This is a genomic window from Daejeonella oryzae DSM 19973, assembly GCF_000422945.1.
GTDB lineage: Bacteria > Bacteroidota > Bacteroidia > Sphingobacteriales > Sphingobacteriaceae > Daejeonella > Daejeonella oryzae.
In genome coordinates, this window is record NZ_AUHA01000003.1 from 476,541 (window position 1) to 502,434 (window position 25,894).

The window sequence follows — 25,894 nt, forward strand, 5'->3', positions numbered from 1 at the left end:
TAAGGATTATCTGGGTTTTAAAGCCGGATTCAATTCAATTTGTTCTGTATTTGCATTTGGTATAGAATCTTCTGTGAAATCTTCAGCGCCATGTGCAAGTCTTTTCAGAGGTTTTAGCATTAATAAAACTAAACCTCCGATTAATGTACAGAATATTGCGATTCCGGTAAATATTTCCAGTTCACCTGCAGTTTGTGACCAAACACCAACCCAGCCTGCAACATAATTACCCAGACCGGTAGCAGCAAAATAAACACCCATCATAATAGAAGAATATTTGAGTGGTGATAATTTAGTAATATAAGATAATGCAACAGGAGAAGTACATAATTCACCAACTGTATGGAATAAGTAAGCTAATACTAACCAGTACATAGCAGATGAACCCTCGTTTTGAAATTGGAAAGATGCAGCTGTCATGAATAAAAATCCCCATCCCATAATGATTACGCCAATTGCCATTTTTAATATAGAAGATGATTCTTTTCCCTTTTTCTTGCGGTTATACCAAAAAGCTGCTATTGGAACTCCCAGAGTAATAATGAAAAATGCATTAACAGACTGGAACCACGTAGCCGGAACCTGCCAATTCAGCATAGCTATTGTACGATCGGTTTTTTGATCTGCGTATAGATTCATTAATCCTCCGGCCTGCTCAAAAGAAGCCCAGAACACAATGATCAGCAGGAAAGAAATAAGCATTACAATAATACGGTCTTTCTCAACTTTACTGAGAGGAGTATTTTTCACTTCGCCTTTTACTTCTAAAGATCTAAAAGATTCACCAACACCAACTAAGTATTTCTGACCGGCCATGAACACGATTTGACCAAGAGCCATACCAATACCTGCTGCTCCAAATCCATAATGCCAGCCATAGGTTTCGCCAATATATCCAACAATTAAAGCGGATAAGAAAGCTCCAACGTTTATTCCGATATAAAATATGGTGAAACCTTTATCGCGACGATCGTCACCCTGAGGATACAATCCACCAACCATGGTTGAAATATTTGGTTTTAAACAACCAACACCTGCGATGATAAAAGCCAATCCGGTGTAAAACGCCCACAAAGCCTGATAAGCCAAAATACTATGACCAATTACTAACAATAAACCACCAATAAATACGGTTTTCTTTTGCCCTAGCCATTTATCAGCAATAATTCCTCCCGGAATGGAAGACAAATAAACCAGGAACGTGTAGATTCCGTAAAGTTTTAAAGCTTCTGATTCTGTCCAGCCGTAACCGGGATTATCTCCATTAACTGAAGCTACAAGGAATAAAACCAACAAGGCTCTCATTCCATAATAACTAAATCTTTCCCAGAGTTCTGTAAAAAAGAGAATGTACAGTCCTGCCGGATGACCAAATAGCTGTTTTTCTTGTTTCATATAGTTAATATGGTTCTTAAAGTTTGAATTAATAATTGGATTCAAATCGCAAAATAAGAAGGATAATTGATATATCTTTTATCAGAGCTTATTAATTTGCATAGGTAAGAAATTATTTAAGATTTTTTAATCTATAACACGTGTGGAACTAATAAATAGGTTGTTAAAAAGCAATTCAACCATTTACAAATTGGGTATTGCAAAATTTAATTATTTATTGGTGCTATAGTGCCCATTTTTTTAGGATCATTGAATTCATTATCCTTATCGGTAGGTGGATTTTTAAGTTCTAAATCTGTAACAAATTTCCATCTGCCATTTACCAGTTTATACCCATCGTAAGAGAAATCAGGACCGTAAAGTTCGTATCTGCCGTTAAGCTTTGGGTCGGGTGGGGCCAGATGATCAAATACAATCATCGCTTCATTCAGATTAAAGTTTAAAAACATACTTGCCTTACGGGTATATTCAAAAATAACCCGTTTTTGTGCAGGGCGATCTTTATCGCCATCAAATACAGGCATTCCAAAATGTGCTTTGCCATCTTTAAAATAAAGTACGTCAATAACTTTTTTGGTTGATTTAATATTATTTCCTTTCCAGCCCAATAGAATATAATAGGGCGTTTTAACATTATTTAAAACAGGAATTATCTTATAATACTGGGCACCATACCATTTATCATTATTAGTTAACGTATCGGCAGGATTTTTAATTCCTGCCGAATAATCTACTAAGGGGAACATTTCCAGTTTTCCATCCGGATTGTTCATTTGAACCGTACCATAAAATCGATAGCTACCGTCATTATTCATAACGTTCCAGCTAAAGATGCGGAAACGTGAATCAGGAGAATTTTGAACGGATACAGATTTTAAGGAATCAAAGCTAAAGTTATATGACCTTGAAATTTTCAAGGCACTTACCAATGTACGGATAAATGTATAATTTGCATTATAGCGCTCCGGCTCAACCGAATTATTAATGATTTTATAACTGAGCGATTTGAGGCTATCCTGAAAAGCAGCTAATTGTTTTCTATTGCTGCTATCATCAGAATGCTGAGCACGGGCGGCTGTGCTGCATAATAAGAATATTCCCAGAATAGCGATAAAGTGCTTCATCAGTATATTTTGTTATTGCAAGTTTTCTATAACCAATGCACTTGCACCACCACCACCGTTGCAAATACTGGCAACACCTATTTTTCCATTATTTTGCTGCAGTACATTTAATAAAGTAACAACAATACGTGCTCCGGAAGCTCCCAGCGGGTGTCCCATAGAAACAGCTCCACCATTTACATTCACTTTTTGTGCATCAAGTTGTAATTCTTTATTGTTGGCTAAAGAAACTACAGAAAAAGCTTCATTAATTTCATAAAAATCAACCTGTTCAGCAGAAATGCCAGCGTTTTTCAAAGCTCTTGGAATTGCTTTTGAAGGAGCGGTTGTAAACCATTCCGGAGCTTGCTGAGCATCTGCATACCCTATAATTTTTGCCAAAGGCTTTAATCCAAGTTCTTCGGCTTTTTCTTTACTCATTAAAACTAAAGCCGCAGATCCGTCATTTAACGTAGAAGCGTTGGCAGCGGTTACAGTTCCGTCTTTTTTAAATACAGGTTTTAATGAAGGAATCTTGTCAAAGTTAACTGCGTTAATTTCCTCATCTTCATTTATTTGAGTAATGTCACCTTTACGTCCGGTAATTTCTACGGGAGCAATTTCATTAGAAAATTTCCCTGCTTTTTGTGCAGCCTGACTACGTTTGTAAGATTCTATAGCATATGCATCCTGATCTTCACGACTAATTTGACAATCTGTAGCACATAATTCTGCTGCAGAACCCATATGGTAGTTATTGTAAACATCCCATAAGCCATCTTTAACTAAACCGTCTATTAACTGTCCATCGCCTAAACGGTAACCGGTTCGTGCTTTATCAAGATAGTATGGAACGTTACTCATGCTCTCCATACCACCTGCAACCATAATATCATTGTGACCCAATGCAATACTTTGAGCTGCAAACATGATGGCTTTTGTTCCCGAAGCACAAACTTTGTTTACTGTGGTTGTAGGAACATCTGGCAGTCCTGCATACTTTGCAGCCTGCGTTGCCGGGGCCTGACCCAGGTTGGCAGAAAGCACATTTCCCATTATAACTTCCTGTACATCTGATGGTTTAATTCCGGCTTTTTCAACAGCCGCTTTAATGGCTATAGCTCCAAGTTTGGTTGCAGACAATGAGGATAAACTTCCACCAAAACTTCCGATTGGTGTGCGTACAGCAGATATGATATATACTTCTTTCATTTAAATAAAAATTGATTAGACATCGCAAGTTAGGTATTTGACCTGAAAACAATTTTAATAAAAAACGCCGGAAAAACTTCCCGGCGTTGACCATTTAATACTATTTAAATTTTTTAATACTTTTTATTAATTAAAATATTGTTGTGCTAAAGTTTTATCATGACCATAAATATCATCACGGAAGTGAACCTGACCGCTTTTATCTGTCCATGCAGTAAAGTATACCAGATAAACCGGCAAAACCTGTTTTAGAGAAACGTGTTTTTCTTTACGTAAGGATATTGTATTCATGATATTAGAACGGTCGTAACCTGGTACATTTCTTAATAAATATTCCGCCAGATCAATTGGCTTTTCTACACGTACACAACCATGACTAAAACCTCTTTTAGCCTGACTAAATAATTCATCATGAGGGGTATCGTGAAGATAAATGTCTTGAGAATTAGGGAATATGAATTTAACATCACCAAGATCATTTTTCGGTCCCGGCCGACGACGAAGGATGTATTTAAAATTCTTTTCATTTACTGAAGACCAATCGATAGATGAAGGATCTACCTGTGCACCTTTATTAGTCACAACTTCCATATCCAAATGATCCAGGTAATTGGGATCACTGGCAAGTTTAGGAGCAAGTTCTTTGGTTATAATACTCATCGGTACATTCCAATAAGGAGAAAGAACTACATACTCCATTTTATCGCTGAAAATCGGTGTGGAATTCAGTGTTTTTCCTACAATTACCCTCATGTCAAATTTTTCCTGACCTTTCTCAAATACATGAAGTTTAAATTCAGGGATATTTACAAGTAAGTAGTCCGGTTCAAAGCTTTTTGGAATCCATCTCCATCTTTCCATATTTAATATAATCTGCTTAATACGCGAATCCACAGATATATTTAAAAATTTAATTGTTTCAGGTCCCAATGATCCATCAGCTTTCAGTCCATTTTGTGCCTGAAATTGTTTAACAGCAGATACTAAATTTTCATCGTAAACTGTATGAACGCCCGTATCTGCTTTTGCAGTTGACCCCAATAATCTTTTGTATAAAATATCAACAGTAGGAGAGTTTTGACCCGGCTTAATTTTAGTTCCCGAAGGGATTACAGGCCATCCCCCGGCAGCCTGTATTTTTCTGTAATTTGCCAGTGCAATTTTTAAGCGGGAATAATCTTCATGTAAAGGCTTAAAATCAGCATATGAATATTTGCTTTCTCTTTCTCCCAAAACAGTTAATAAAGCTTTGTGAAGTTTAATTTTATTACGCTTTACATCCCATTCAATTTCTTTATTTTCTTTTGGAACTACTACGCCACGGTAATAATCAGATGCCCACACAAAATAAGTAGCGGATAAAGACATGTCAATTTCTTTCTCCATAGTAATATATTTTGAGGAATCTTTAATTGAAGCCTTTAACTCAGCAAATAATTTATCAAAATCCTTGATTTGATAATCTTTAGGATCTAAACCTTCTTCAGCAGATTTTTTAATAACATTCAGCATTTCCTCTGCCTGCGGTACAAGCTGATGATCTTTAAACCACCCAAGTTTAAAGTCTCTCTCCTTGTAAAATTTTTTCGCCCAATCGGTCTGTTCTTTAAACTTTGGAGTAGTACTTAAATATTTAACAATATATATACTATCTACAGTGGGTTGAGGACCCATATTCTTTAATGCTTTTAATTCTTTAGCATCGTTGGAACATGATGTAAAAAATATAAACATCGAAATTCCCATCATCCATGAAACACTTTTAAATAGAAGTTTAGAAACCCGAATTGATTGTTTTTGTTTAAAGGATAGACTTTTAGTAGGCATAATAGTACACTTTGCGATCATATTTATTTGATTGAGATAGTATTTTAAGTAAAAATTACTAAACACATATTATAAGGGTGTATTTAGTTTACGTATTCCGTTTTGCAAACAATGTGCCGTCCTTTTTAATTTTATAAATTATATACTTCCGAAAACATAGTACCTATTCTGCACAGTAGTGATTTACTTTTAAAATGACATTATAAAGGCAAAAATATTGGCATTATCCATGGTTTTATAATCCATGGATTGTATTTTTGCATCGGTCAATTTATAATTCATGAAGATAGAAGAAGAGTTAAAGCATCATTTCGAAAGTCCTCAGCAAAGGGCGGCTACCAACATCATATTTACATCTAATTGGATTTTAAATAAAATAGCCATAGCATTAAAACCGACTGGTTTATCATTACAGCAATTTAATGTGCTAAGCATACTTCACGGACAGGAAAAGCACACAGCACCTGTGAATTTAATTAAAGACAGGTTAATTGACCGGATGCCTAATGTATCAAGATTGCTAAATAAACTCATGGAGAAGGGCTTAATTGAAAAGGAGAGAAACTTAACAGATCAGCGTGTAGTGTATATTAAACTTACCTCCAGGGGTTTGCTCTTAAAAGAGCAGGCCAGAATAATAATTAATGAGGGCGTTTTTAAATTGAGTGATCAACAATCTGATTCTTTAAACAACCTTTTAGAAATCATTAGAAAATAGTCCAATTTCTTATAAGAAAATATTGAAAATATGAATAAAGTAATCCTGTTAGCTAAAAGACCGGTTGGAAAACCAGTTTTAGAAGATTTTGAGTTAATTACTGAAGACATACCGCAAGCCGGAGAGGGAGAAATTTTATTAAAAACACTCTATGTCTCTGTAGATCCTTACCTGCGTGGTAGAATGAATGATTCTAAGTCATACGTTCCTCCATTTGAGATAAATAAACCCATTCAGTCTGGTTTAATAGCTGAAGTTGTGGCATCTAATAATTCTGAATTTACTCCGGGGGACTTTGTATCCGGAGTGTTGGAATGGAAAGAATTTCAAATTTCAAAAGGAAAAGGATTGATTAAAGTGGATGAAAAAGCGGCTCCATTATCAGCTTACCTTGGAATTTTAGGGATGACAGGGTTAACAGCTTACCTTGGATTGACAGAAATAGGTAGTCCAAAGAACGGAGAAACTCTTGTTGTTTCAGGAGCTGCAGGTGCGGTTGGAAGTGTAGTTGGGCAAATTGGAAAGATTTTAGGCTGCCGGGTTATTGGTATAGCGGGATCAGACGAGAAAGTCGAAACCCTGAAATCAAAATTCAAGTTTGATGAAGCAATAAATTATAAAACCACCAGCGATATCAAACAAGCAATTAAAAAGTTTTGTCCTGATGGAGTAGATATTTACTTCGATAATGTAGGTGCTGAAATTTCTGATGCGGTTTTGGCTAATATAAACAGATATGCACGGATCCCAATTTGCGGAGCCATATCTATTTATAATGAGACACAACCCCTTTTGGGACCACAAATTCAGCCTGTTCTTTTGGTAAAAAGTGCCCTGATGCGTGGTTTTATTGTTTCAGATTTTTCTGATAAGTTTCCCGAAGCAATTCAAAAACTAAGCACCTGGTTAAAGGAGGGAAAGCTTACCTATTCTGAAACTATCGTTGAAGGCTTTGATAATATTCCCCGGGCTTTCCTTGATTTATTTGAGGGGAAAAATGAAGGTAAAATGATTGTCAAAATATAAAAAATGCAAAAAACTATTAAGATAGATATTGTTTCAGATCTGGTATGCCCATGGTGTTATATCGGTCAGAAAAGACTAAGTGATGCGATTAAACAAAGTGAATATAAGTTTGAAATTTCCTGGAAGGCATTCCAACTTCATCCCGAATTAGGGAAAGATGGGATGGCAAAAGATGAATTTCTGCAGAATAAATTTGGGCCCGAAGGTGAAGGTATGTTCGATAAGTTAAAAGACATCGCAGTTTCAGAATCTCTAGATATGAATCCGGAGTTAATTACTAATATTCCGAATACAATTGACGTGCATCGCTTAATGATCTTAGCCAAAAAACACCAAAAAGATCATGAATTGGCAACCTTGCTATTTAAAGCTTATTTTGTTGACGGTAAAGATTTTAGCAAAACAGATACACTTGTAGAAGTAGGTAAATCGTGTGGTCTAAGTAAAACCGAAATTTTAACTTTCCTGAAATCAGATGAGGGTAGAAAGGAAGTGCTTATGGAAGAGGAAATGTACCGGGAGTCAGGAATTAACGCGGTGCCTTCATTTATAATAAATAACAAATACATGATTGAGGGTGCTCAATCTGCAGATGTTTTTTTAGAAGCATTTAAACAATTAGAGCAGTAATCGGGATATACCAAAATCCTATAATTAATAATACGATATGTTAAATTTTGAATTTAAAAATCCAACCAAGATAATCTTTGGAAAAGGACAGATTAAAAATCTTTCTAATGAAATTCCAAAGGATGCAAAAATATTGATGCTTTATGGGGGTGGCAGTATTAAGAAAAACGGAATATATGAGCAGGTGATTAATGCACTTGAAGGGTTTCAATTTATAGAATTCGCAGGTATACCGGCCAATCCAGAATATGAAGTTTTATTAAAAGCCCTTAAGATTATCAAAGATGAAAATATTACTTACCTACTTGCAGTAGGAGGTGGTTCTGTAATTGATGGGACCAAATTTCTTTCCTCTGCCGCACTTTTCAGTGGAGAAAACCCTTGGGATATCCTGGTAAATAATATTAAAACTGAAAAGGGAATGCCTTTCGGAACTGTTCTTACTATCCCTGCCACAGGTTCAGAAATGAACTCAGGTGCTGTTATTACCAGGGCCGAAACTCAGGAAAAATTTGGAATGGGTGGCCCGGGCTTATTTCCTCAGTTTTCAATTCTTGATCCTGAGGTTATAAAATCACTACCACAACGGCAACTGGCAAACGGAATTACGGATGCTTTCACTCATGTTCTGGAGCAATATATGACTTATCCTGCTCAAGCATATTTACAGGATCGTTTTTCTGAAAGTATTATGCAAACTCTGATAGAAATTGCTCCACGCATTTTAAAAAATCCGGCTGATTATGAAGCTGCATCCAATTTTATGTGGAGCTGCACTATGGCCCTTAACGGTTTAATTCAAAAAGGAGTTCCTACAGACTGGGCCGTACATGCTATAGGCCACGAATTAACCGCTTTATTTGGTATAGATCATGCAAGAACGCTAGCCATTATTGCACCCAGTCATTACCGGTATAATTTAGAGTCAAAAAAAGACAAATTGGCTCAGTATGGAAAACGTGTATGGGGAATTAATGAAGGTTCAACAGAAGAGATAGCGAAACTTGCAATTTCCAAAACCGAGGAGTTTTTTCATTCTATGGAAATTAAAACTACTCTTTCTGAATACACAACAGATTATAAAGGAACAGCTCAAAAAATTTCAAGCCGTTTTACTGATAGAGGTTGGGCAGGCCTGGGAGAAAATAAAAATTTAAAACCTTCTGATGTAGAAAAAATTGTAGAAATGAGTTATTAATAATAAAAAAAAGATGAAAATTATGAAAGTTCTTATTGTATTAACATCGCATAGCGATTTAGGAAATACCGGAGAAAAAACCGGATTCTGGATTGAAGAATTTGCAGCACCATATTATGTAATGGCTGATGCAGGGGTAGAAATTACAATTGCCTCTCCAAAAGGCGGGATGCCGCCTATTGATCCGAAAAGTGAAGCACCAGATGCACAAACTCCTGCTACTAAACGTTATGATAAAGATCAGGATTTACAAAAAAAATTGGCTGCATCTGTAAAACTGAGTGAAGTAAACCAAGCTGATTTTGATGCAGTTTTTTATCCGGGAGGACACGGCCCCTTATGGGATTTAGCGAATGATGAAATTTCTATTTCTTTAATTGAAAGTTTTTATAAGAACAATAAGCCTATAGCATTTGTATGTCATTCACCTGCAGCGCTTGTTAAAGTTAAAGCTCCTAACGGAGAGCCTTTGGTTAAAGGAAAAGATATTACCGGTTTTTCTAATACAGAAGAAGATGCCGTTCAGTTAACTGATATTGTGCCTTTTTTACTTGAAGATGAAGTTAAAAAACTGGGAGGAAATTATAGCAAAGGGGCAGATTGGGGCTCATATGTTAAAAAAGATGGTCTCTTGATTACAGGCCAGAATCCGGCTTCATCAGAAGAAGCTGCAAAACTTCTTTTAGAAACTCTTCAAAGGAAAAATTAAGTAACTCATAAAGTAATGGCCGGATTTAATTTATCCGGCCATTTTTTTAATTTTTAATTCTGCATGTTTATCAGTTTGTTGATGAATAATTTCTCCGTCAACAAAATACATATCAATTTCTCCAACGTTTTTGGCCATAATTTTACCCCTGTAGGTACAATTATAAATATGTTTAATCAGTTGATGCGTGGCTGATGAAATATTAACCTGACCCGGCACACCATTACTTTCCATTCTGCTGGCAGTATTAACAGTGCTTCCCCAAATATCATACGCATATTTCTTACGGCCCACAACGCCTGCTACAACCGGACCGGTATTAATTCCAATACGTAATTCCCATGGTAACAATCCTTTATTTTGCCTTATAAGATTTCTTTCATAAACAAATTCCCGAATCTCCAGACTCGCTTTTATAATATCAATAGGATGTGTATCATTTTTAGTAGGTATTCCTCCTGCGCACATATATGCATCACCAATAGTCTTTATTTTCTCCAGGCTGTATTTTCCAATGATTTCATCAAAAGCGATAAAGCAGGCATTTAATTCCAAAACAACTTCTTGCGGGGATAAAACATCTGCCATTTGGGTAAAATTTTGGAAGTCTGTGAACATTACCGATACACTTTCATAAAAACGGGGAGTTGCTACGCCGTCTCTTTGCAGTTCAACAGCAACTTCGTCAGGTAGAATATTTGAGAGTAAGTTTTCTATTTGTGCTTTTTGATGATCAAGCAATTTATTAGTTTTTACTTTTAATCTGTAATTTCTGAAAATTATAAATGCAATTATAAAAACGAAGAAAATGCCGGCAATCAGCGAATTCTTAACTAATCTTTGTCTGTCGAGCTCTGATTGCTGTAACTTTCTGTTCTTAACCAAAAGATCAATTTCACCCTGTTTTTTTTGAATATCAAAGTCGTATTGCAGACCGGCCATTTTTTTATCGGCTTCAATATTATACAAGGTGTCCTTTAGATTGGTTAATTTACTCTGATAATTAAACGCATTTGAATAATCGTTTAATTGAGCATAAGAAGTAGCCAGTCCTTTGTAGGTATCTTTCAGATCATATAAAGATTTTATATCCTGTGCTAAGCGTTCTGCTTTTTTATAAAATGAGATTGCCTGTTTTTCATCACCCATTTCTAAGGTTGCATTGGCTATTCCCAAAAGCGATTGAGTAATTTCTAGCTTTCCGCTTAGCTTTTCAGCAATGCCTAAAGCTTGTGTGTGATTTTTAATAGCTTCTTCATAATCTCCCTTTTTTATATACACTTTTCCGATTGCATTTAATGCATAGGGCATATTTTCTGAATCCTTATAAGCATTTAGAGATTTTTTAAAATAAAACAGAGCCAGGGAGTCATTTCCATTTTCAAAATAGATTTCGCCAATATTTGCATTTACAGTGCCCAAAGAATTATTATCCTGCGTTTCTTCAATAAGCGGCAGGGCTCTTAAATAAAATTTTAGTGCTTTATCATGTGTTGCAGGCTTGTTGTAATATATAGCACCAATATTCACCAGGGCAGTTGCAATTCTGAGCTTGTTATTTATTTTTTCTGAAACCTTTAATGATTTTAGGTTATACTCCAGAGCTTTTAATTCATCGGCCTGATTAAAATAAATAGAACCGATATTGCTTAATAGATTGGCTTCGCCAAGTTCATCATTAATAGACTGGAAAGTTTTAAGTGATTGTTGCCAATAATCCAGAGTTTTTTTATAATCACCCTGAATATAATAAGCAATTCCAACATTTTTCAATGCGTATGCAACTCCCTTAGTAAACTTAATATCTAAAGCCATATCCCTGGCTTTTAATCCTAGAGTTACAGCTTTTGCAGGATCAGAATTAAAAAATGTTTTGCCTTCTTCAAGTAAGGTATTTACCTCCGTTGTGTCTTGCTTAAATGTTATTTGTTTTGCCTCAGGTAAGGCATATGCGGAATTGAAACTTTGAAGAGTTAGGTATAATGATAGAAAGACATAAAGTTTTAAATCCAACATATTAATAGTTAAATATGTGATGATTGAATCTTAAACACATGGCCCGGTTTTTAAATGAAAAGAAGGATTGTCATCCGTCATAACGATTATGTTGTAATTTCAAACACAGAATATTGTAGCTCGTATTTAGGAAAATTATTGATCACCTAAATACGAGTTAAATAAATTTACGAAATTTAATGAAGCTGTTAAAGTTTAATAAACCGATAAATAGAATAAGTATCTAAAATTTTAATTTTTACCATGTAGATTCCGGGTAAAAGCCCGGATATATTTATTTTAAATTCATTATCGCTTGTTTTTTCAGGTTTATCTAAAATCTGCATTCGTCCGTTAATATCAAATAAACTGATGTCTTTTGTTGAAACAGAATTTTCAGCTATTGAAATTTTTAAGTGATCAGCTGCTGGATTAGGATATATTACTACGTTTGGTTTATTGACCGGCTGATCTGAAATTTCAAGTATTCTTTCAGTATTTAAAGATGACTGACTATCGCCGGCAAGCATTAATAATTTGTTTTGGCTTGCTGACGACAATATTGTCTGGCAACTTGCTGAAGTCGAGCTGGCTTCTGTAATTACCGAACACTTATGATAGTTTTCATAGCTGCTTACTTTCCATGTAATTTTTAAACCATCAAAGTAAATATCAAATTTTCCGGTTCCCGGAGGAAATAATACCGGTTGCTTACCTGAATGTGAGCCAGTCGACGCGATCATGTTATCAGTACCTACAGGTATGTACAATGTTGTGGCATTTGCATTAGAGTAAGAGAAATGTGCAACATACTTAAAACCAGAGGGATGGTTAATTAAAGGTTCTACACAATCAAGACTGCTTGTAATTTTTTTAGCACCTTTTCCCTTGGGATTAACATACAGATTGCCTGATGTATAGCTGATTTTGTAATTATCAGGTTTTACTAATTTCAAATCATATGGTATAATCTTATAAATTCCGGCAGCCCCATTATAATAAGGTTGGATGTTATATCTGGGCGATGAAATAATAGTAGATGCGTCATTATTTTTAAAACCAGCGTAGCTGGAAGTAAAAGTACAAAGCGGGTCTCCGCTGTAAATCATTTTATCATCTGCCCTAACTTTTAATGAAGCAGGTTTAATAGTGAGGGAACCAGCGAAATTCTCCATCAAATAGTTATCTGAAATACCTCCTGTTAAATTTATAGGATAGGTTCCTGCATCTGATAATTTAGTCGCCATCGTGGTTGCCACAGGTGGAGTTATACTTTCAGGTCCATCATTATTTAAAAACCCTTCATATCTGATCTTAAAAGCTGGATTAGAATTTCCGTAAATTCTGGTAGTATCTATGACTATCGCTTTTAATAAAGCCTTTTTAACCTGATATAGAGCTGTTTTATATTTTACGATATAACTGGAAGGAGGAATTAAAGGTAAACCGTAAGGTGATATTTTATAAGATCCAACCGGAGGGGAACCTTTTATAACTTCATTATTTTCCAGATTTATTAACCTGTATAGTGGAGGTCCGGAGGTGACAGAACTCAGGCTGTCATCATATTTAAAGCCAGTAATGGAGGATGTGAAAGGAAATTTCAAATTTCCATAAAATCCTGAAGTATCTTTTGCTGTGACTGTTAAAATAGCAGGTTTTATTTTCAGGTTACCCAGTCCATACGTAACACTAAAGTTATCCGATAAAAAAGCTCCGGGAACAATAGCATGTAAACCTGCTGTAATTCCTGTAATCATATTTATCGATTTAAATAGAAACAAAGTGTCATTTTGGGGTGCACTCACATCTTCTGAATCAATAATAACAACTACATTTTCGTTACTTAAACCATCAATTGAAGAACCGTTAACTATGGCAGAACCATTTACAATGGGCCTGGCATTTACTAATGCGGTTCCATTTATTATGGCTCTGGCATTTATAATAGCTCTGGCATTGACCAAAGCTCTAGCACTTACTAAAGGTGATGAAGCTGAATCGAGCTGATAATTAAAAATGGATTCGGCTGCAACATCTACAACGTTTAATGTATCATTAACAAATCCATTTATAATTGCCCTGGCATTAATTATTGCACGTGCATTTACAATTGACCTGGCACTGGCTAAAGCGCTCATGTTTATTAAATCATTGTTGGTCAATGTTCTTCCGTTTACTATGGCTCTGGCATCAACAAAAGCGATTACATTTCTGGCTAGATTTTCTTCATGTGATAATTTAATTGAGTTTAGAAAATTGGCCTGTTCTAATGGATCTATATTGCTGTTTGAAAAATCATATTTAAATTGAAGCTTATCTATTTTTTGGCCGTAAATTAGTGTGGTGTCATTAGGGGTAATGTTTAAAGGCATTTTCTCTATTTTTAAAAGGCCATCGTTAAATATATAAGAGTACATTTCCAATAAACCTACATCGGTTGAATCAGACATATCAAGAGTTCTCATTTCCGGCCTTATAAAGTAATTTCCGGTGTTGCTGTTATTGGTTGCCGGTGTGATATATCTTATTGAGTCAAGGCCAAGCTGAGCTAAAGTTAGACCCGAAACTTCTAGTGGGATACTATCCACTAAGATGACAGAGGTAAATTCAGGAAGCTTCTCACCATATTTTTTACTTTTATTATCAGCCGTAACAATGATTTTTCTTTTAATGGGAGTAAAGAAGTAAGTAGTATCTGAATAGCCACCATCGTTGGCATTTGCTGCTATCGGCGGAGTAAAAATTTGTATGGGCGGATTTCCTGTAAATGGTGGTATTATTGCAATTGCTTCTGTAGAACTGAGTACGGTGGTTTGTAAAGGATCTCCTCTAAATAAGATTACTGATTGATCATTTAAAAATTCTCCCAGTACACTCAATTGAAATGCTGCAGTACCGGGAACAAAATTCTCAGCTGGTAACTGAAGTTTAATTAATAATGGAGTTGGAGATGCAAAAGTTTTTATAGCGGAATCAGCCTGAATTAATCCAAATCCTGTACTAAAATCAAATCCGGGAACTGACATATTGATTGAGGTTGATTGTAGTAATGTTCTGATTTCCATTGGGCTGACATTGGTATTTGAATATTTTGATTTTGCTTCAATCAGCAACGCGGCAACAGCAGCCGCATGGGGCGCAGCTGCTGATGTACCAAAGAAATTCGGAAAAGCATCTCCTTCAATATTCAACCCACCTAAATTCACAGTTGTATTTATGCCGTTTGGGGCAGTAAAATCGGGCTTATTTCTTACCACACCATTTACAGGTGTTCCACCGGTAGAAGAAAATGATGCTATCGTTGGAAGATTGCCCGAGTATGCGGGCGTATTACTGTAAAGAACAGCTCCAACAGCCATAGCTCCGGCAGCATTAGCCTGTCCAACTATGGTAGAAGTTCCGGTATTAAATTCATTAAAAGTTGATTCACCCCTAAACACTATATATTTAAAACGAACATTATTATTACCGGATGAATTGACAATTAATATATTAGTCGTTGTATTTGCAGTAACTGTAAATGGCAGAATTTCCAGGGGATCTCCACCCAGGTTATTTCTGTTAAAACCGAACAATGTTGATCCATTATTATCTGTTAAATATATATCCAGATCATTTAAAGTTCCTGTCTGACTTTGTCCTAATGAGTAGATTTCATCTTCCCACTGAAGTACAATTGTGTAGGTACCCGGATTTAAAGATAAATTCTGATAAACATCGCCACCTCCAAAATTATGTGCCATACCGGTTATACTGCCGGGAGCAGTAATAGGATTGAATGTATTTGCATGCGATTTATTACCGTAATTTCCTGCAGCTGAAAAATAAGAAACTCCCAGATTCGTAACCTGATCTACTGCCTTAGCCACCACGCCATCCTGGAAAAATGGTTCGGTAATAAAAGTTACGTCATCTACAATTACGTCGCAATTATTTTGTTCGAGCTGCAAAATTCCCTGCGCAAAATCACCGGCACTTATGAAGCCGGTTCTAAAAGCCAGACTGGCCTTTGGCGCTATATCATGTACAACCTGAAGCATGGCTCTGCCTTCATCCGTTCTCCTTCCAAAGGGATAATCTTTAAGTACCTGCACCGGAATTGTATCCTGCTGATTTCCGTTACCGGGTAAATCACCGTTTAATACATCGGTAAGCGCTGGATTTCCCGGAATTGTATTATAACTATCGGATATTACTCCGACTTTAACTCCTGAACCTTTAACGTCATATCCATTTCTTATAAAATCAGAATGGATAGAAATATCTCCCTGGGTTTTTGTTACACCGCTGTTACTCAGCGGAGGAAAAAGCGGACGGCAATAGTCGATCAGCAGAGGCAGGCTATCTAATTTCAGAAGATTTTTTATCGGATATAGTCCTGTTATTATTAGTGTATTAGGACCATTGTCAAGCAAATTACTCATGCCATAATCGGCTTGTTGAAGAAGGGCTGATAACTCGTTGAACTTTCCAACTAATGCAATAACCTCAATCATCACACTGTCACCCTTAATTATAAATATATTTTGCTCTGAGTCTGTAACACTATCTGAATAGAGGTATAATGAGCTTAATTCAGCCCCAACCGGATTAGTAACTTTTCCATCAACGGGCGGAGGATAATAAGGGAAAATGCAGCCCGAATACTTTACTGAAACTGTATCTGTATTGGAAGAAGAACAACTTAAATCTGTTACAGTTAATATATAAGTGCCACCTGCCGAAACTACCGGATTAGCGGTATTGGCTCCTGATTTAATTACTCCGCCATTTATTGAAGTCCATTTAAAGGAAACGTTTTTTGTTTTGGAGTAACCATCTAATTTTACGGATGTAATTTCGCAGTTTAATTTCTTATCAGATCCGGCATTTGCATTGGGAGGAGTGCATTCTTCTAAAGGAGCATGCTTTAGGATAACACCACACTGTATATTTACTTTTTCTCCGCTCCACAGCGCACCTGTAATAGAACTTGATCCGGTACCTGATCCAATATTTATAGATCCATATGGTGCCCAAACAGTTCCAAGCCACCTGGAAGTATTCTCTCCTGATGATCCGTTTGCGATATTAAAAGCATATCCAGCTTTTTGTGTGGATCCATTTCCATGAACTTCTGTGTAAATCCGTCCCGGATTTCCCCCATTGATGATTTTTACATTTATTTTGCTGATGTCGGCATCGCCATGCACAAATATTTTATAAATCCCCGAAGGATCATTTTTAAAGTCGAATATGAACTGGTTAGATCCAGCATTTTTTATCGAATTGAAAACATATATTCCCGGACGGGCAAACCTAAGAATCTTGTTCCCGCTTAAATTCAGTGATCCAAAAATGCCTGTAGAAATAGTTTTGCTTTCCATAATATTCCCAGAACCTTTCTCCGGGAAGTTGGTTATGGCAGGCATAAAAGGAAGCAGTGGCAGAGCGGGTTTGGCGATAATTTCACCATTTGAGGGTGAGGGGCCTTTATAAAAAGTGCCTTTGGGATGAGTTATACTACCGTTGACAGCACCATTTTTAATAACAGCATTACCATTAACATAAATATTTCCATTAATAGTAGTATTTGCACCTGCTCTGAAATTTGTAACAGGGGCAGATAACAAATTAGAAATATAAATATTTGCATTGACCGTATTTGCATTGGCTAGTTCGGTTGTTCCAGCGCTGTGAATGCTACCTTTTATAAGCGTACTTCCAGAAGTTTTAATAAAATTATAACTACCTGTTGCACCGCTTACGATTGTAGATCCAGAGCCTATCTGAATGGAATTTTTTGCAGAGTAATGAACGGGAGATGGATTATCAGGATCACCGGCAAATAATACGAATTCTGAGATCTTCTTCTGTTGAGCCCACACCGTTTCAGGTGAAATTATCAGAAAAGAAGCAACACTTAAAACGATTGAAGTCTGAAGAGTTAATTTGTAAATTTTTTCCATACTAAAAGATTTTACATATGTGCTTACTGAATTATGAAGAGCAAAAAAATAATTGTGGAAATATATTTGTAAGAAATGGGAGAGGCTCCAATACGACCTTAATAACTAAAAGGTGTTTTTAAATAGCAGGAATCGGGAATAGTTGATAGTAATTGTTGACTATCTAAAGTTAATCACAACACAACAGAAGTAGTTGTACAAAAACTGTGTATTCAATCACAATTTAAAATTTTATTCAAGAGGAATAAATAGTATACCTTATGACATGGGCATATAAGGAACTGATAATCTGTAATTTGTATATTCTGTTTTGTATATTTAATTAATTGTATGAAAAATAGAATTCATTCCATATTAAACATTCGGTTTTCAGAATCAAACCAGGTTTTTGACCTTTTATTGATTCAGTTTTTTATAGGTTTAGCTAATTCATTTGTCAATATATTAGCTTTCACACTCTTTTTATACACTTTTTCTATAGATATGCTTCCTCTGGCATATATCATAATAGCTGTAAGTCTGTTAATAATTAACTTATTTTATGAAAAGTTGGAGCATCATTTTTCGCCTCTCCAATTATTAAAAGTTATAATTGGCATTTCTGCGGGTGTACTATTTGTAATCTGGCTTGGATTATTTCTTGATAATCCTAAGATTTTCATTTTCATTCTGTTGATTTGGAGCACATTATTTTACATGATCTCCGGATATGCATTCTGGGGATTAGTTTCTTTAATTTTTAATATTCGTGAAAGTAAGCGGGTATTTTCTGTTGTAGGAGCAGGGGATATTCCGGCCAAATTAATTGGATATCTGGCTGCACCCTTATTTATTTCACTTTTTGGAACCAATAATTTAATCTGGCTTTCAATCATTTCATTAATAACCGGATTTGTAGTTTTTTCTCGTTTTCTCAAAAAAAAGAATTGGGAAAAGCTTGAGGAGAAATCCCTGTCCTCTAAAATTCATGATCATAAACCCGAACAGAAAACTGAAATAATTGGATTTGTTTTCAAGAGTGAACTTATTTTTGCAATATCTATCATATCCCTTTTAAGTTACAATGTTTTTAATCTGGTTGATTTTACATTTTTAGCTCAGGTAAAACATAAATATGCAGATATCGCAGATCTTGCCATATTCATTGCGGTTTTCTTTGCGGCAGGACGGTTTATAGCGCTCATTCTGAAACTCATATTCACAAGCAGAGTGATTGAGAAATTGGGTATTATTTATTGTCTTTTTATTACTCCACTTGCATTACTGATATTCTGTTTTTTATTTTTTATCTACGGAAAAGATTCAGAGCTTAATATTTACATTTTTGGAATGATGGCTCTTTTCGCTGAAGTGTTGAGATCCACCATGCAGGAACCTGTTTTCTTCGTGCTTTTTCAGCCACTAAAAGAAAAGCTTCGTTTAAAGGGACATTTAATTTCAAAAGGATATATGCTGGCACCTTCACTAATTATTGTAGGATTATCATTGTATTTTCTCCCTCAGCTTGGATTCCCTATTACCATATTATTAACCGTTAAAATTTTACTTATAAACCTGGTTATATGGGCATTATTGATATTATATGTAAAAAAAGCATATCTCAAAACATTAAGATCATCTATTAGTAAAGGAGTATTCAGTAGTAGTGATATTCATATTCATGACCAGCAAACCATAAATATTCTACTCAACAAAATTTCAGCGGGCAGAAAAATGGAAATAATTTACGCCCTGAAATTATTAGAAAACGCCGAATATGCTCTTATTGATGAACTTCTGGAAGAACAATTATCAAATTCGTCAAATGAGGTTAAATTATATGCATTAGAAAGGCTGGATACACGGCAAACAATTAATACAACTTTTTTAAAATCACTTTTGAAAGATGAAACCATTGAATTAATTAAAGAGAAGATGGTTTCAATTCTTTGTCGTTATGATTCCCAATACCTAAAAGAGCTCTCTGAAAATATCTCTGAGCAGGAAGATTCCATTAAAAAAGTTGTCATTATTAGTTTGTTAAATCAACGTGAGTTTAAGTATTTGCTTACAGCCGGGAATGAAATAAACAGCCTGATTTATTCTTCTGAGAGCCGCCAAAGAGAACTTGCCCTGTCCATTATATCAGAATTAAAACATTTACAATTTACAGATGTAATAGAAAATCTGATCAACGATCCGGATCAATCGGTTAAAAAAAATGCGATTTTGATCGCATGCAAGCTTAATATTAGTAATTTATTACCTTACATAATAAGTCTTCTTGATAGCCCTTCGAGCAGATATTTAGCCCTACAAGGTCTGCAGCAATATGAAGATGTATTATTCAGAGATATAATTAAGCTTGATCCGGCATATATTCAAAAATATTTATCGGATTTAATAAAGGTAGCGGCCAAGGTGAACGGTGCGCATTCCATTTCATTTTTAATTTCGGTATTGAATGATCCGCAAATAAGGCAGGACAAAATTATTCATGCCTTGTGGATTAAGCAATTCGAATCAAATGCCAGCAAAATAACCAATCGATTTAAAGAACTTCTTACAATTTATCTTAAGAATGCAAAGGCCAAATTAAGTAATTACTATGAAGTTCCAGAACACAGTGAAGCTTTATTAATCAAAAACTCTTTGTTCAACGAAGTTAAAAATGACCTCATTACTTCATTAAAAATCTGCTTTATATTACATCAAAGAGTTGAAATAAACAGATTAATAGAATTGCTTGATATTGAAAAAAGAGACAAGATATTTAATGCGATGGAAATGTTAGAGATGGTCTTACCTAAAAAAACTGCCGGTGAAATAAATTATCTTCTTGACTTTATTCTGGATCCTGCCGGCATAAACAAAATATTTATGAAGTCAGATCTTAATGAACTCTTTAACAGAATAATAACTAAGCCACAAATGTTTAATTCTTGGACTGAAGCTATTGCCATATATAGTTCCTGGAAAACTAATCAAACCTCTGTTCTTAAAAATATATCTGATGTTAAAATTGAAACCGGGGATTTAATTATTTCCGAAACGAGAAGCTATGTTTTATCACGACTAAAATAATTATATAATGCTTATTATAGAAAAAGTACTGCTGTTAAAAAATTCTGATATCTTCAAAAACTGTAAAGAAGTAGATCTGATAGAAATTGCTTCCATCAGTTTTGAAGAAAGTGTTGATCAAAAGGCGCTAATATTTAATAAGGGCGAACAGGGGAATTGTATGTACTTCATTTATTCCGGTCAGGTAATTATACATGATAACAACCATCAGCTGGCTGTTCTTTCTGAAAATGAAATTTTTGGTGAACTTTCATTACTAGATTCAGAAACTCGGTCAGCAAGCGCCACAGCTTTATCAGATTGCATTCTTTTGAGGATAGAACAAGATCTGTTTTATGATGTGGTTGCTACGAATACAGACATTTTAAAGGGAATTATGAGAACGCTTTGCAAACGTTTAAGGGAGCAGGACAGGGTGAATGTAGAGTTTAAAACTTTACAGGCTTCAAATTCTTAAAGTAGCTTATTGAAATTTAGTTGCTTTTTAGGCTCTCTTAATTTTTGAGAGGAGGGAGTATGATAATTGTGATTTTGGAGAAAATATATTTGAAGTTTATTCCATTCATCATCATTATTTACAATTTTATAGCTTAGAAATTCTTTTCGGAGGGATTCTCCGATACTAAAAAAATCATTTCTGCCTAAATAATCCAGATCGGCATCGCATATAATACGCTCTAATAAAGTTTTAGGCATTTGTGGTATTTGTGTGGCCATTATCAGATTGACTATAATATCTTTTTGGGCTCCACTCAATTTATACTGATCTGCATCGGCGAGAAAAAGTTCGCAGCTATTTTTTTCATGCAATGCGTACGTATTCAAAAATCCTGTATCATGATATAGAGCAGCTATTTTCAATAAAAAAAGTTCCTCATCATTATCAATACCTTCTTCAGATGCTATTCTTAAAGATTGTTCAAGAACATCTAAAGTATGTTCTACACAATGATAAGTTAAGTTTGGATTTAACTTTTCGAGCATAGCCAATACATTCTGTTTTACAGGTTCAAAAGCATTCACAGATACAGAGCTTAATAACATACAATGTTGTATTTATATAAATTTAAAATAAATTTCCAAAGAATAACTACACAACAAGTTTTACATTTTACAAGGTAATCTACGTAACAACTTACAATAAGTTCAAAAAAATTATACAAGTAAAATGTCCTATAATTAATATTATGTTAAATAGAAGTTTTTTAGTTGTACTCTAAGACTCGAGGGCATTAATAAATAAAATAGTTATGATATTTAATTTTAACCATTAATTGATTGATTTTGGAATAATGATTGCTTACAATAAACTACTTAAGTTTTTGATCGTTTTTCACTACGCCAAAATCTTAATCAACTAATAGTCAAATTTGGCTGCTGTAACTTCTATTAAAAATAAAGCCTATATGTCTAAACGTGTACTGATTTGTGATGATGATCCTGATATACTTTCTATTTGTAAATATATTTTAGAAGAATCGGGACTTGAAGTACATACCCGCATGACCTGTAATGATATTTTAGAAGTTATTGATGAAGTTTGTCCAGATGTTATTTTGATGGATAATTGGATTCCGGATACTGGCGGTATAATAGCCACCCGAATTATTAAAAAACATCCTGTATACAGTAAGATTCCTGTAATATACTTTTCTGCAAATACTGATATTAAATTACTGGCTAAAGATGCTGGAGCTGATTCTTATCTTGCCAAGCCATTTGATATAAATCAACTTACCACAGCTGTTTTTACAGCAAGTAATCAAAAACTATAAATCTGGCATCGGCCTTAAAAACCATTTCTTTAAGATTTTGTTTTTATGATACATTATTTAAATAACGCTTTTATACAAAGCAATTAATACGTATCATGAGATCTATTTGGAAAGGTTCTATTGGCTTTGGTCTGGTAAATATTCCCGTTAAGTTATATTCTGCTGTACAAAATAGCCGACTTGATTTAGATATGCTTGACAGCAGAGATCATGCTCATATAAAATTTCAGAGAATTAACGAAAACACAAGAAAAGAAGTTCCTTTTGACAAGATTGTAAAAGGTTATCATCTTGATGATGATTATATAATTCTTGAAGATCAGGATTTTGAAGATGCCAGCCCGGAGAAAACCAAAGTTATCGAAATAGAGAATTTTGTTAATCTGGATGCTATTAATCCCATGTATTATGAGACCTCCTATTATTCAGAACCCGAAACTCAGGGAAGGAAGGCCTATGCCCTACTCCTTCAGGCCTTAAAAAAATCTAAACAGGCTGGTGTAGCACGATTTGTTTTACGGAGTTCAGAAAATCTTTGTGTTATCCATCCTGTAGAGAATGTCATTGTCATTACTAAAATTCGCTTTGCGCAAGAAATCCGATCATCGGAAGATATTTTGAGCCCTACGGATATAAATATCAGCAAAAAAGAACTTGATGTTGGGCTTGCCCTTATTAAACAATATACTTCGGAATTTAAAATTGATCAGTTTAAAGATGAGTATACAGATGAACTTCTGAAGATTATTAAAGCCAAATCTAAAGGTAAGCGCCCTACAATTAAAAAGATGAAAGTAGAGAAGCCAAAAGGTGATGATCTTTATGACCAGCTCAGGGAAAGTTTAACCAAAACCAGAAAGGGAGCTTAATCAAATTTTTGCGTAACATAAAAAGGCCTTATTCTATAAAGAATAAGGCCTTTTGGCATTTGTCAACATTTAAATTATTGCAACGCTGTTATTTTTTTACTGATTTCATCAACTTTAGCCTGATTCTTCTTAATTATATAATAAGTTTTAAGGTTGTCTAAAGCTATTCTTGATTTTGGATTTAAATCAGCGGCTTTCTGAAGATAAGGTAACGCATTATCAAATTCTGAATTTGCCTTCTTCATCATTGCATCATATTCTTTTTGTTTGCTTTGGGGTAATTTGTTAGCAGAATTATATAACTCAATTCCGCTGTTTAAAATCAAACCACCAAGATTTAAATTAGCATCAGCATAGTCAGGATCTATAGCTAGAGCACGCTTGTATGCGTCCATAGATTTTGCATTATCATTGGCAGCATTGTAAGCAATACCCAAATAAAACGGGAATAATTTATTTTTAGGTTCTTTTTGCTCCTGTGCAGAAATTTTGGTAATAACTTGATTCTGCTTTCCGCTAATTAAACTTAACTCAATCTCCTGAGTTGCCAAAGCTGAGTTCTGAGAATATTTTTTAGCTCCTTCAGCAGCAATTTGAATGGCTTTAGCAGTATCTCCCTGCATCGAATATAATCTTGAAAGATCAAGATAAATTTGTGGATTAGAAGAGAAATTAGTTTTTGTTAAAGCTTCATAATTTGCAATTCCAGCTTTGTAATTCTTAGCATTAATAGCAGAAAGACCAGCATAGTAAGTAATAGTTGTATCGCCTGGACGGTAATTTAAAGAATTGCTGAAGGATTTATAGGCATCCTCAAAACGATTGCTTTGATAAGCCTTTACTCCCATATTTAACTCGTATTGAGCTAAAATAGCATTGGCAGCATCAATTTGTACCTTGGAAGAACCAGCTTTATCTAGTTCTTTCGCTTTGTTTACAGCTGCAAGTGCCTCAGTAATAATTGGTGCAGCTGTCTCTGGAACAGTATCCAAAACTGCCATGTCTGCATAAATAAGTGCTTTATAAGCCCAAGCGGATGCATCACTCATTGTTTTCTCATGAGCAACAGCTTTATCGATAGATGCTTTAGCATTTTTTAAACTTGTAGCTCCTAAAACTGCAGATCCGGCATCTCTAAGCTGAACATATTTGTCATAATTAGTCTTAGCACTTGATAATTCACCTTTTTGAGCAAACACCATCAGACTAGAGCCGGAAAAGATGATTGCTAAAGCCAAAGATTTAATTTTCATAATTTAATTTAATTTAAGTTGGTTAATCTTGTTATTGATTTTTCTTAACTGATTTTCATCAGCAGTATAATTATATAATACTGCTAATGACTGTAATGTTTTTAATTGGTTTGGATCTATTTCCATGGCAGTCAGTAAAAATTGTTTTGCCTTGAAAAGCAAATCTATCTTATTAGAATCCATAGCATAGGATGTTAAATAAAGTAAACCTAACGCATAATTGGCGTCATAATTATTAGGCTTAATATTTAATACTTTTTCATAAAATTCTTCAGCCCGTGCAGAATTACCCAATACTTCAAACGAAAACCCTGCCAAATAATTTATATCTGTATTATACTCATCTAACTTTAAGGCTTTTGGGATTAATTCCGATACTTTATCAAATAGTTTTTTCTCTGCAAAGTAATTCAATTCATAAAAAATCATATCCTTATTATCCGGAAATTTCAACCGTCCTTTTTGCATGATGTTGAGTGCAAGCTGATCTTCACCGCTCAATTCATAGAGGTAGCTTAACATTAAAAAATAATCAGCATTGGGAGAATCTTTAATCAAATCTTTGTAATACTCAATTGCCTGGGTTGTATTGCCTATTCTCTGATGCAATAATGCAATATTGTGATTTATTGAATTATTTTTCCCTGTTAATGAATCTATTTTTTTAAAAGCGGTCACCGCACCTGAATAATCATAGTATGATAAATGCTTTTTAGACTGGTATAAATATGATTTGGAAAGCCGGGATTTAATATAACTAATCTCTTCCTTAAAATCAGAACTTAGTTTATTGTCATTAAGCTTATTTAAACAATCTAAGGCCTGTATTGCAGGATCCTGGGTGTACTCATATTTTCTATTTGAATCTAAATGAGCAAGAGTAGAATAGATAAGACCTTTGGTAAGATTGTTTTTAAATGAAAGAGAATCTTTCGGAGTTTTATAGGCCTCATCAATTTTTTTCCTTGATAATTCCAGATCTTTAATATCATGAGATCTGTTAAACCGGGCAAAGGAATTCATGGCCTCCTTAATCAAAGACTGTGCTTCAACATTCGAAGTTAAAATACTTAAGAATAGAAAAACAACTATCGATAAGACTTTATGCATTATAATTAATTGAACAAAAAAACTGCCTGGATACAAATTTCTTATATCCAGGCAAGTTTA

Annotated in this window: 18 protein-coding genes; 9 read left to right on the forward strand and 9 right to left on the reverse strand. The window is 34.7% G+C overall.

The genetic code is table 11. From position 1 onward, the window contains the following. Positions 1-6: 6 nt before the first annotated feature. The 4 genes from G521_RS0109670 to G521_RS16905 form a co-directional block, all read right to left on the reverse strand. On the reverse strand, positions 7-1,395 hold the full coding sequence (locus tag G521_RS0109670) for a peptide MFS transporter (RefSeq protein WP_026898357.1): 1,389 nt from the start codon (positions 1,393-1,395) through the stop codon (positions 7-9). Positions 1,396-1,601: 206 nt separating this feature from the next. Beyond that, positions 1,602-2,519: a hypothetical protein gene (locus tag G521_RS0109675; RefSeq protein ID WP_026898358.1), complete on the reverse strand. Its 918-nt coding sequence runs from the start codon at positions 2,517-2,519 to the stop codon at positions 1,602-1,604. Between the two features lie 12 nt (positions 2,520-2,531). Then, a complete protein-coding gene (locus G521_RS0109680; RefSeq protein WP_026898359.1) occupies positions 2,532-3,710 on the reverse strand; it encodes an acetyl-CoA C-acyltransferase in 1,179 nt (392 codons plus the stop codon). Positions 3,711-3,836: 126 nt separating this feature from the next. After that, positions 3,837-5,558, reverse strand: a complete 1,722-nt coding sequence (locus tag G521_RS16905) for a L,D-transpeptidase family protein (RefSeq protein ID WP_220096063.1) — start codon at positions 5,556-5,558, stop codon at positions 3,837-3,839. Between the two features lie 259 nt (positions 5,559-5,817). Between G521_RS16905 and G521_RS0109695 the strand changes: the two genes are divergently transcribed. The 5 genes from G521_RS0109695 to G521_RS0109715 are packed head-to-tail and all read left to right on the forward strand — an operon-like array spanning position 5,818 to position 9,818. Next, positions 5,818-6,255, forward strand: a complete 438-nt coding sequence (locus G521_RS0109695; RefSeq protein WP_026898360.1) for a MarR family winged helix-turn-helix transcriptional regulator — start codon at positions 5,818-5,820, stop codon at positions 6,253-6,255. 30 nt (positions 6,256-6,285) lie between these two features. Continuing rightward, the gene (locus tag G521_RS0109700) at positions 6,286-7,281 is read left to right on the forward strand and encodes an NADP-dependent oxidoreductase (RefSeq protein WP_026898361.1); all 996 of its coding nucleotides are present in this window, start codon (positions 6,286-6,288) and stop codon (positions 7,279-7,281) included. 3 nt (positions 7,282-7,284) lie between these two features. Next, on the forward strand, positions 7,285-7,911 hold the full coding sequence (locus tag G521_RS0109705) for a DsbA family oxidoreductase (RefSeq protein ID WP_026898362.1): 627 nt from the start codon (positions 7,285-7,287) through the stop codon (positions 7,909-7,911). A 37-nt stretch (positions 7,912-7,948) separates the two neighbouring features. Continuing rightward, on the forward strand, positions 7,949-9,109 hold the full coding sequence (locus tag G521_RS0109710) for an iron-containing alcohol dehydrogenase (protein ID WP_026898363.1): 1,161 nt from the start codon (positions 7,949-7,951) through the stop codon (positions 9,107-9,109). 22 nt (positions 9,110-9,131) lie between these two features. Beyond that, on the forward strand, positions 9,132-9,818 hold the full coding sequence (locus G521_RS0109715) for a type 1 glutamine amidotransferase domain-containing protein (RefSeq protein ID WP_026898364.1): 687 nt from the start codon (positions 9,132-9,134) through the stop codon (positions 9,816-9,818). A gap of 30 nt (positions 9,819-9,848) precedes the next feature. Here the strand turns inward: G521_RS0109715 and G521_RS16910 are convergent, their stop codons facing one another. Both G521_RS16910 and G521_RS17775 read right to left on the reverse strand, forming a co-directional pair. Next, positions 9,849-11,834 carry an adenylate/guanylate cyclase domain-containing protein gene (locus G521_RS16910; protein ID WP_051189643.1) on the reverse strand — a complete coding sequence of 662 codons (1,986 nt, stop codon included), beginning with the start codon at positions 11,832-11,834 and terminating at the stop codon, positions 9,849-9,851. A 188-nt stretch (positions 11,835-12,022) separates the two neighbouring features. Continuing rightward, positions 12,023-17,764 (reverse strand): MBG domain-containing protein, encoded by a 5,742-nt coding sequence (locus tag G521_RS17775; RefSeq protein WP_051189644.1) that lies wholly within the window; start codon positions 17,762-17,764, stop codon positions 12,023-12,025. Between the two features lie 330 nt (positions 17,765-18,094). Between G521_RS17775 and G521_RS0109730 the strand changes: the two genes are divergently transcribed. Together G521_RS0109730 and G521_RS0109735 are read left to right on the forward strand one after the other, a co-directional pair. Beyond that, positions 18,095-20,827, forward strand: coding sequence for an MFS transporter (locus tag G521_RS0109730; RefSeq protein WP_026898365.1), 2,733 nt, complete (start codon positions 18,095-18,097; stop codon positions 20,825-20,827). 7 nt (positions 20,828-20,834) lie between these two features. Beyond that, positions 20,835-21,284, forward strand: coding sequence for a cyclic nucleotide-binding domain-containing protein (locus G521_RS0109735; RefSeq protein ID WP_026898366.1), 450 nt, complete (start codon positions 20,835-20,837; stop codon positions 21,282-21,284). On the opposite strand, the gene G521_RS0109740 is transcribed toward G521_RS0109735, so the two are convergent. Further along, the gene (locus G521_RS0109740) at positions 21,281-21,871 is read right to left on the reverse strand and encodes an HD domain-containing protein (RefSeq protein WP_051189646.1); all 591 of its coding nucleotides are present in this window, start codon (positions 21,869-21,871) and stop codon (positions 21,281-21,283) included. The two genes, G521_RS0109735 and G521_RS0109740, sit on opposite strands and share 4 nt — an antisense overlap. 326 nt (positions 21,872-22,197) lie before the next feature. Between G521_RS0109740 and G521_RS0109745 the strand changes: the two genes are divergently transcribed. Both G521_RS0109745 and ku read left to right on the forward strand, forming a co-directional pair. Continuing rightward, on the forward strand, positions 22,198-22,602 hold the full coding sequence (locus G521_RS0109745) for a response regulator (RefSeq protein ID WP_309425079.1): 405 nt from the start codon (positions 22,198-22,200) through the stop codon (positions 22,600-22,602). Positions 22,603-22,697: 95 nt separating this feature from the next. Then, positions 22,698-23,471: a non-homologous end joining protein Ku gene (ku, locus tag G521_RS0109750; RefSeq protein ID WP_026898369.1), complete on the forward strand. Its 774-nt coding sequence runs from the start codon at positions 22,698-22,700 to the stop codon at positions 23,469-23,471. Positions 23,472-23,545: 74 nt separating this feature from the next. On the opposite strand, the gene G521_RS0109755 is transcribed toward ku, so the two are convergent. Together G521_RS0109755 and G521_RS0109760 are read right to left on the reverse strand one after the other, a co-directional pair. Continuing rightward, positions 23,546-24,724: a tetratricopeptide repeat protein gene (locus G521_RS0109755; protein ID WP_026898370.1), complete on the reverse strand. Its 1,179-nt coding sequence runs from the start codon at positions 24,722-24,724 to the stop codon at positions 23,546-23,548. Positions 24,725-24,727: 3 nt separating this feature from the next. Continuing rightward, positions 24,728-25,834: a tetratricopeptide repeat protein gene (locus G521_RS0109760; protein WP_081675049.1), complete on the reverse strand. Its 1,107-nt coding sequence runs from the start codon at positions 25,832-25,834 to the stop codon at positions 24,728-24,730. Between the last annotated feature and the right edge of the window lie 60 nt (positions 25,835-25,894).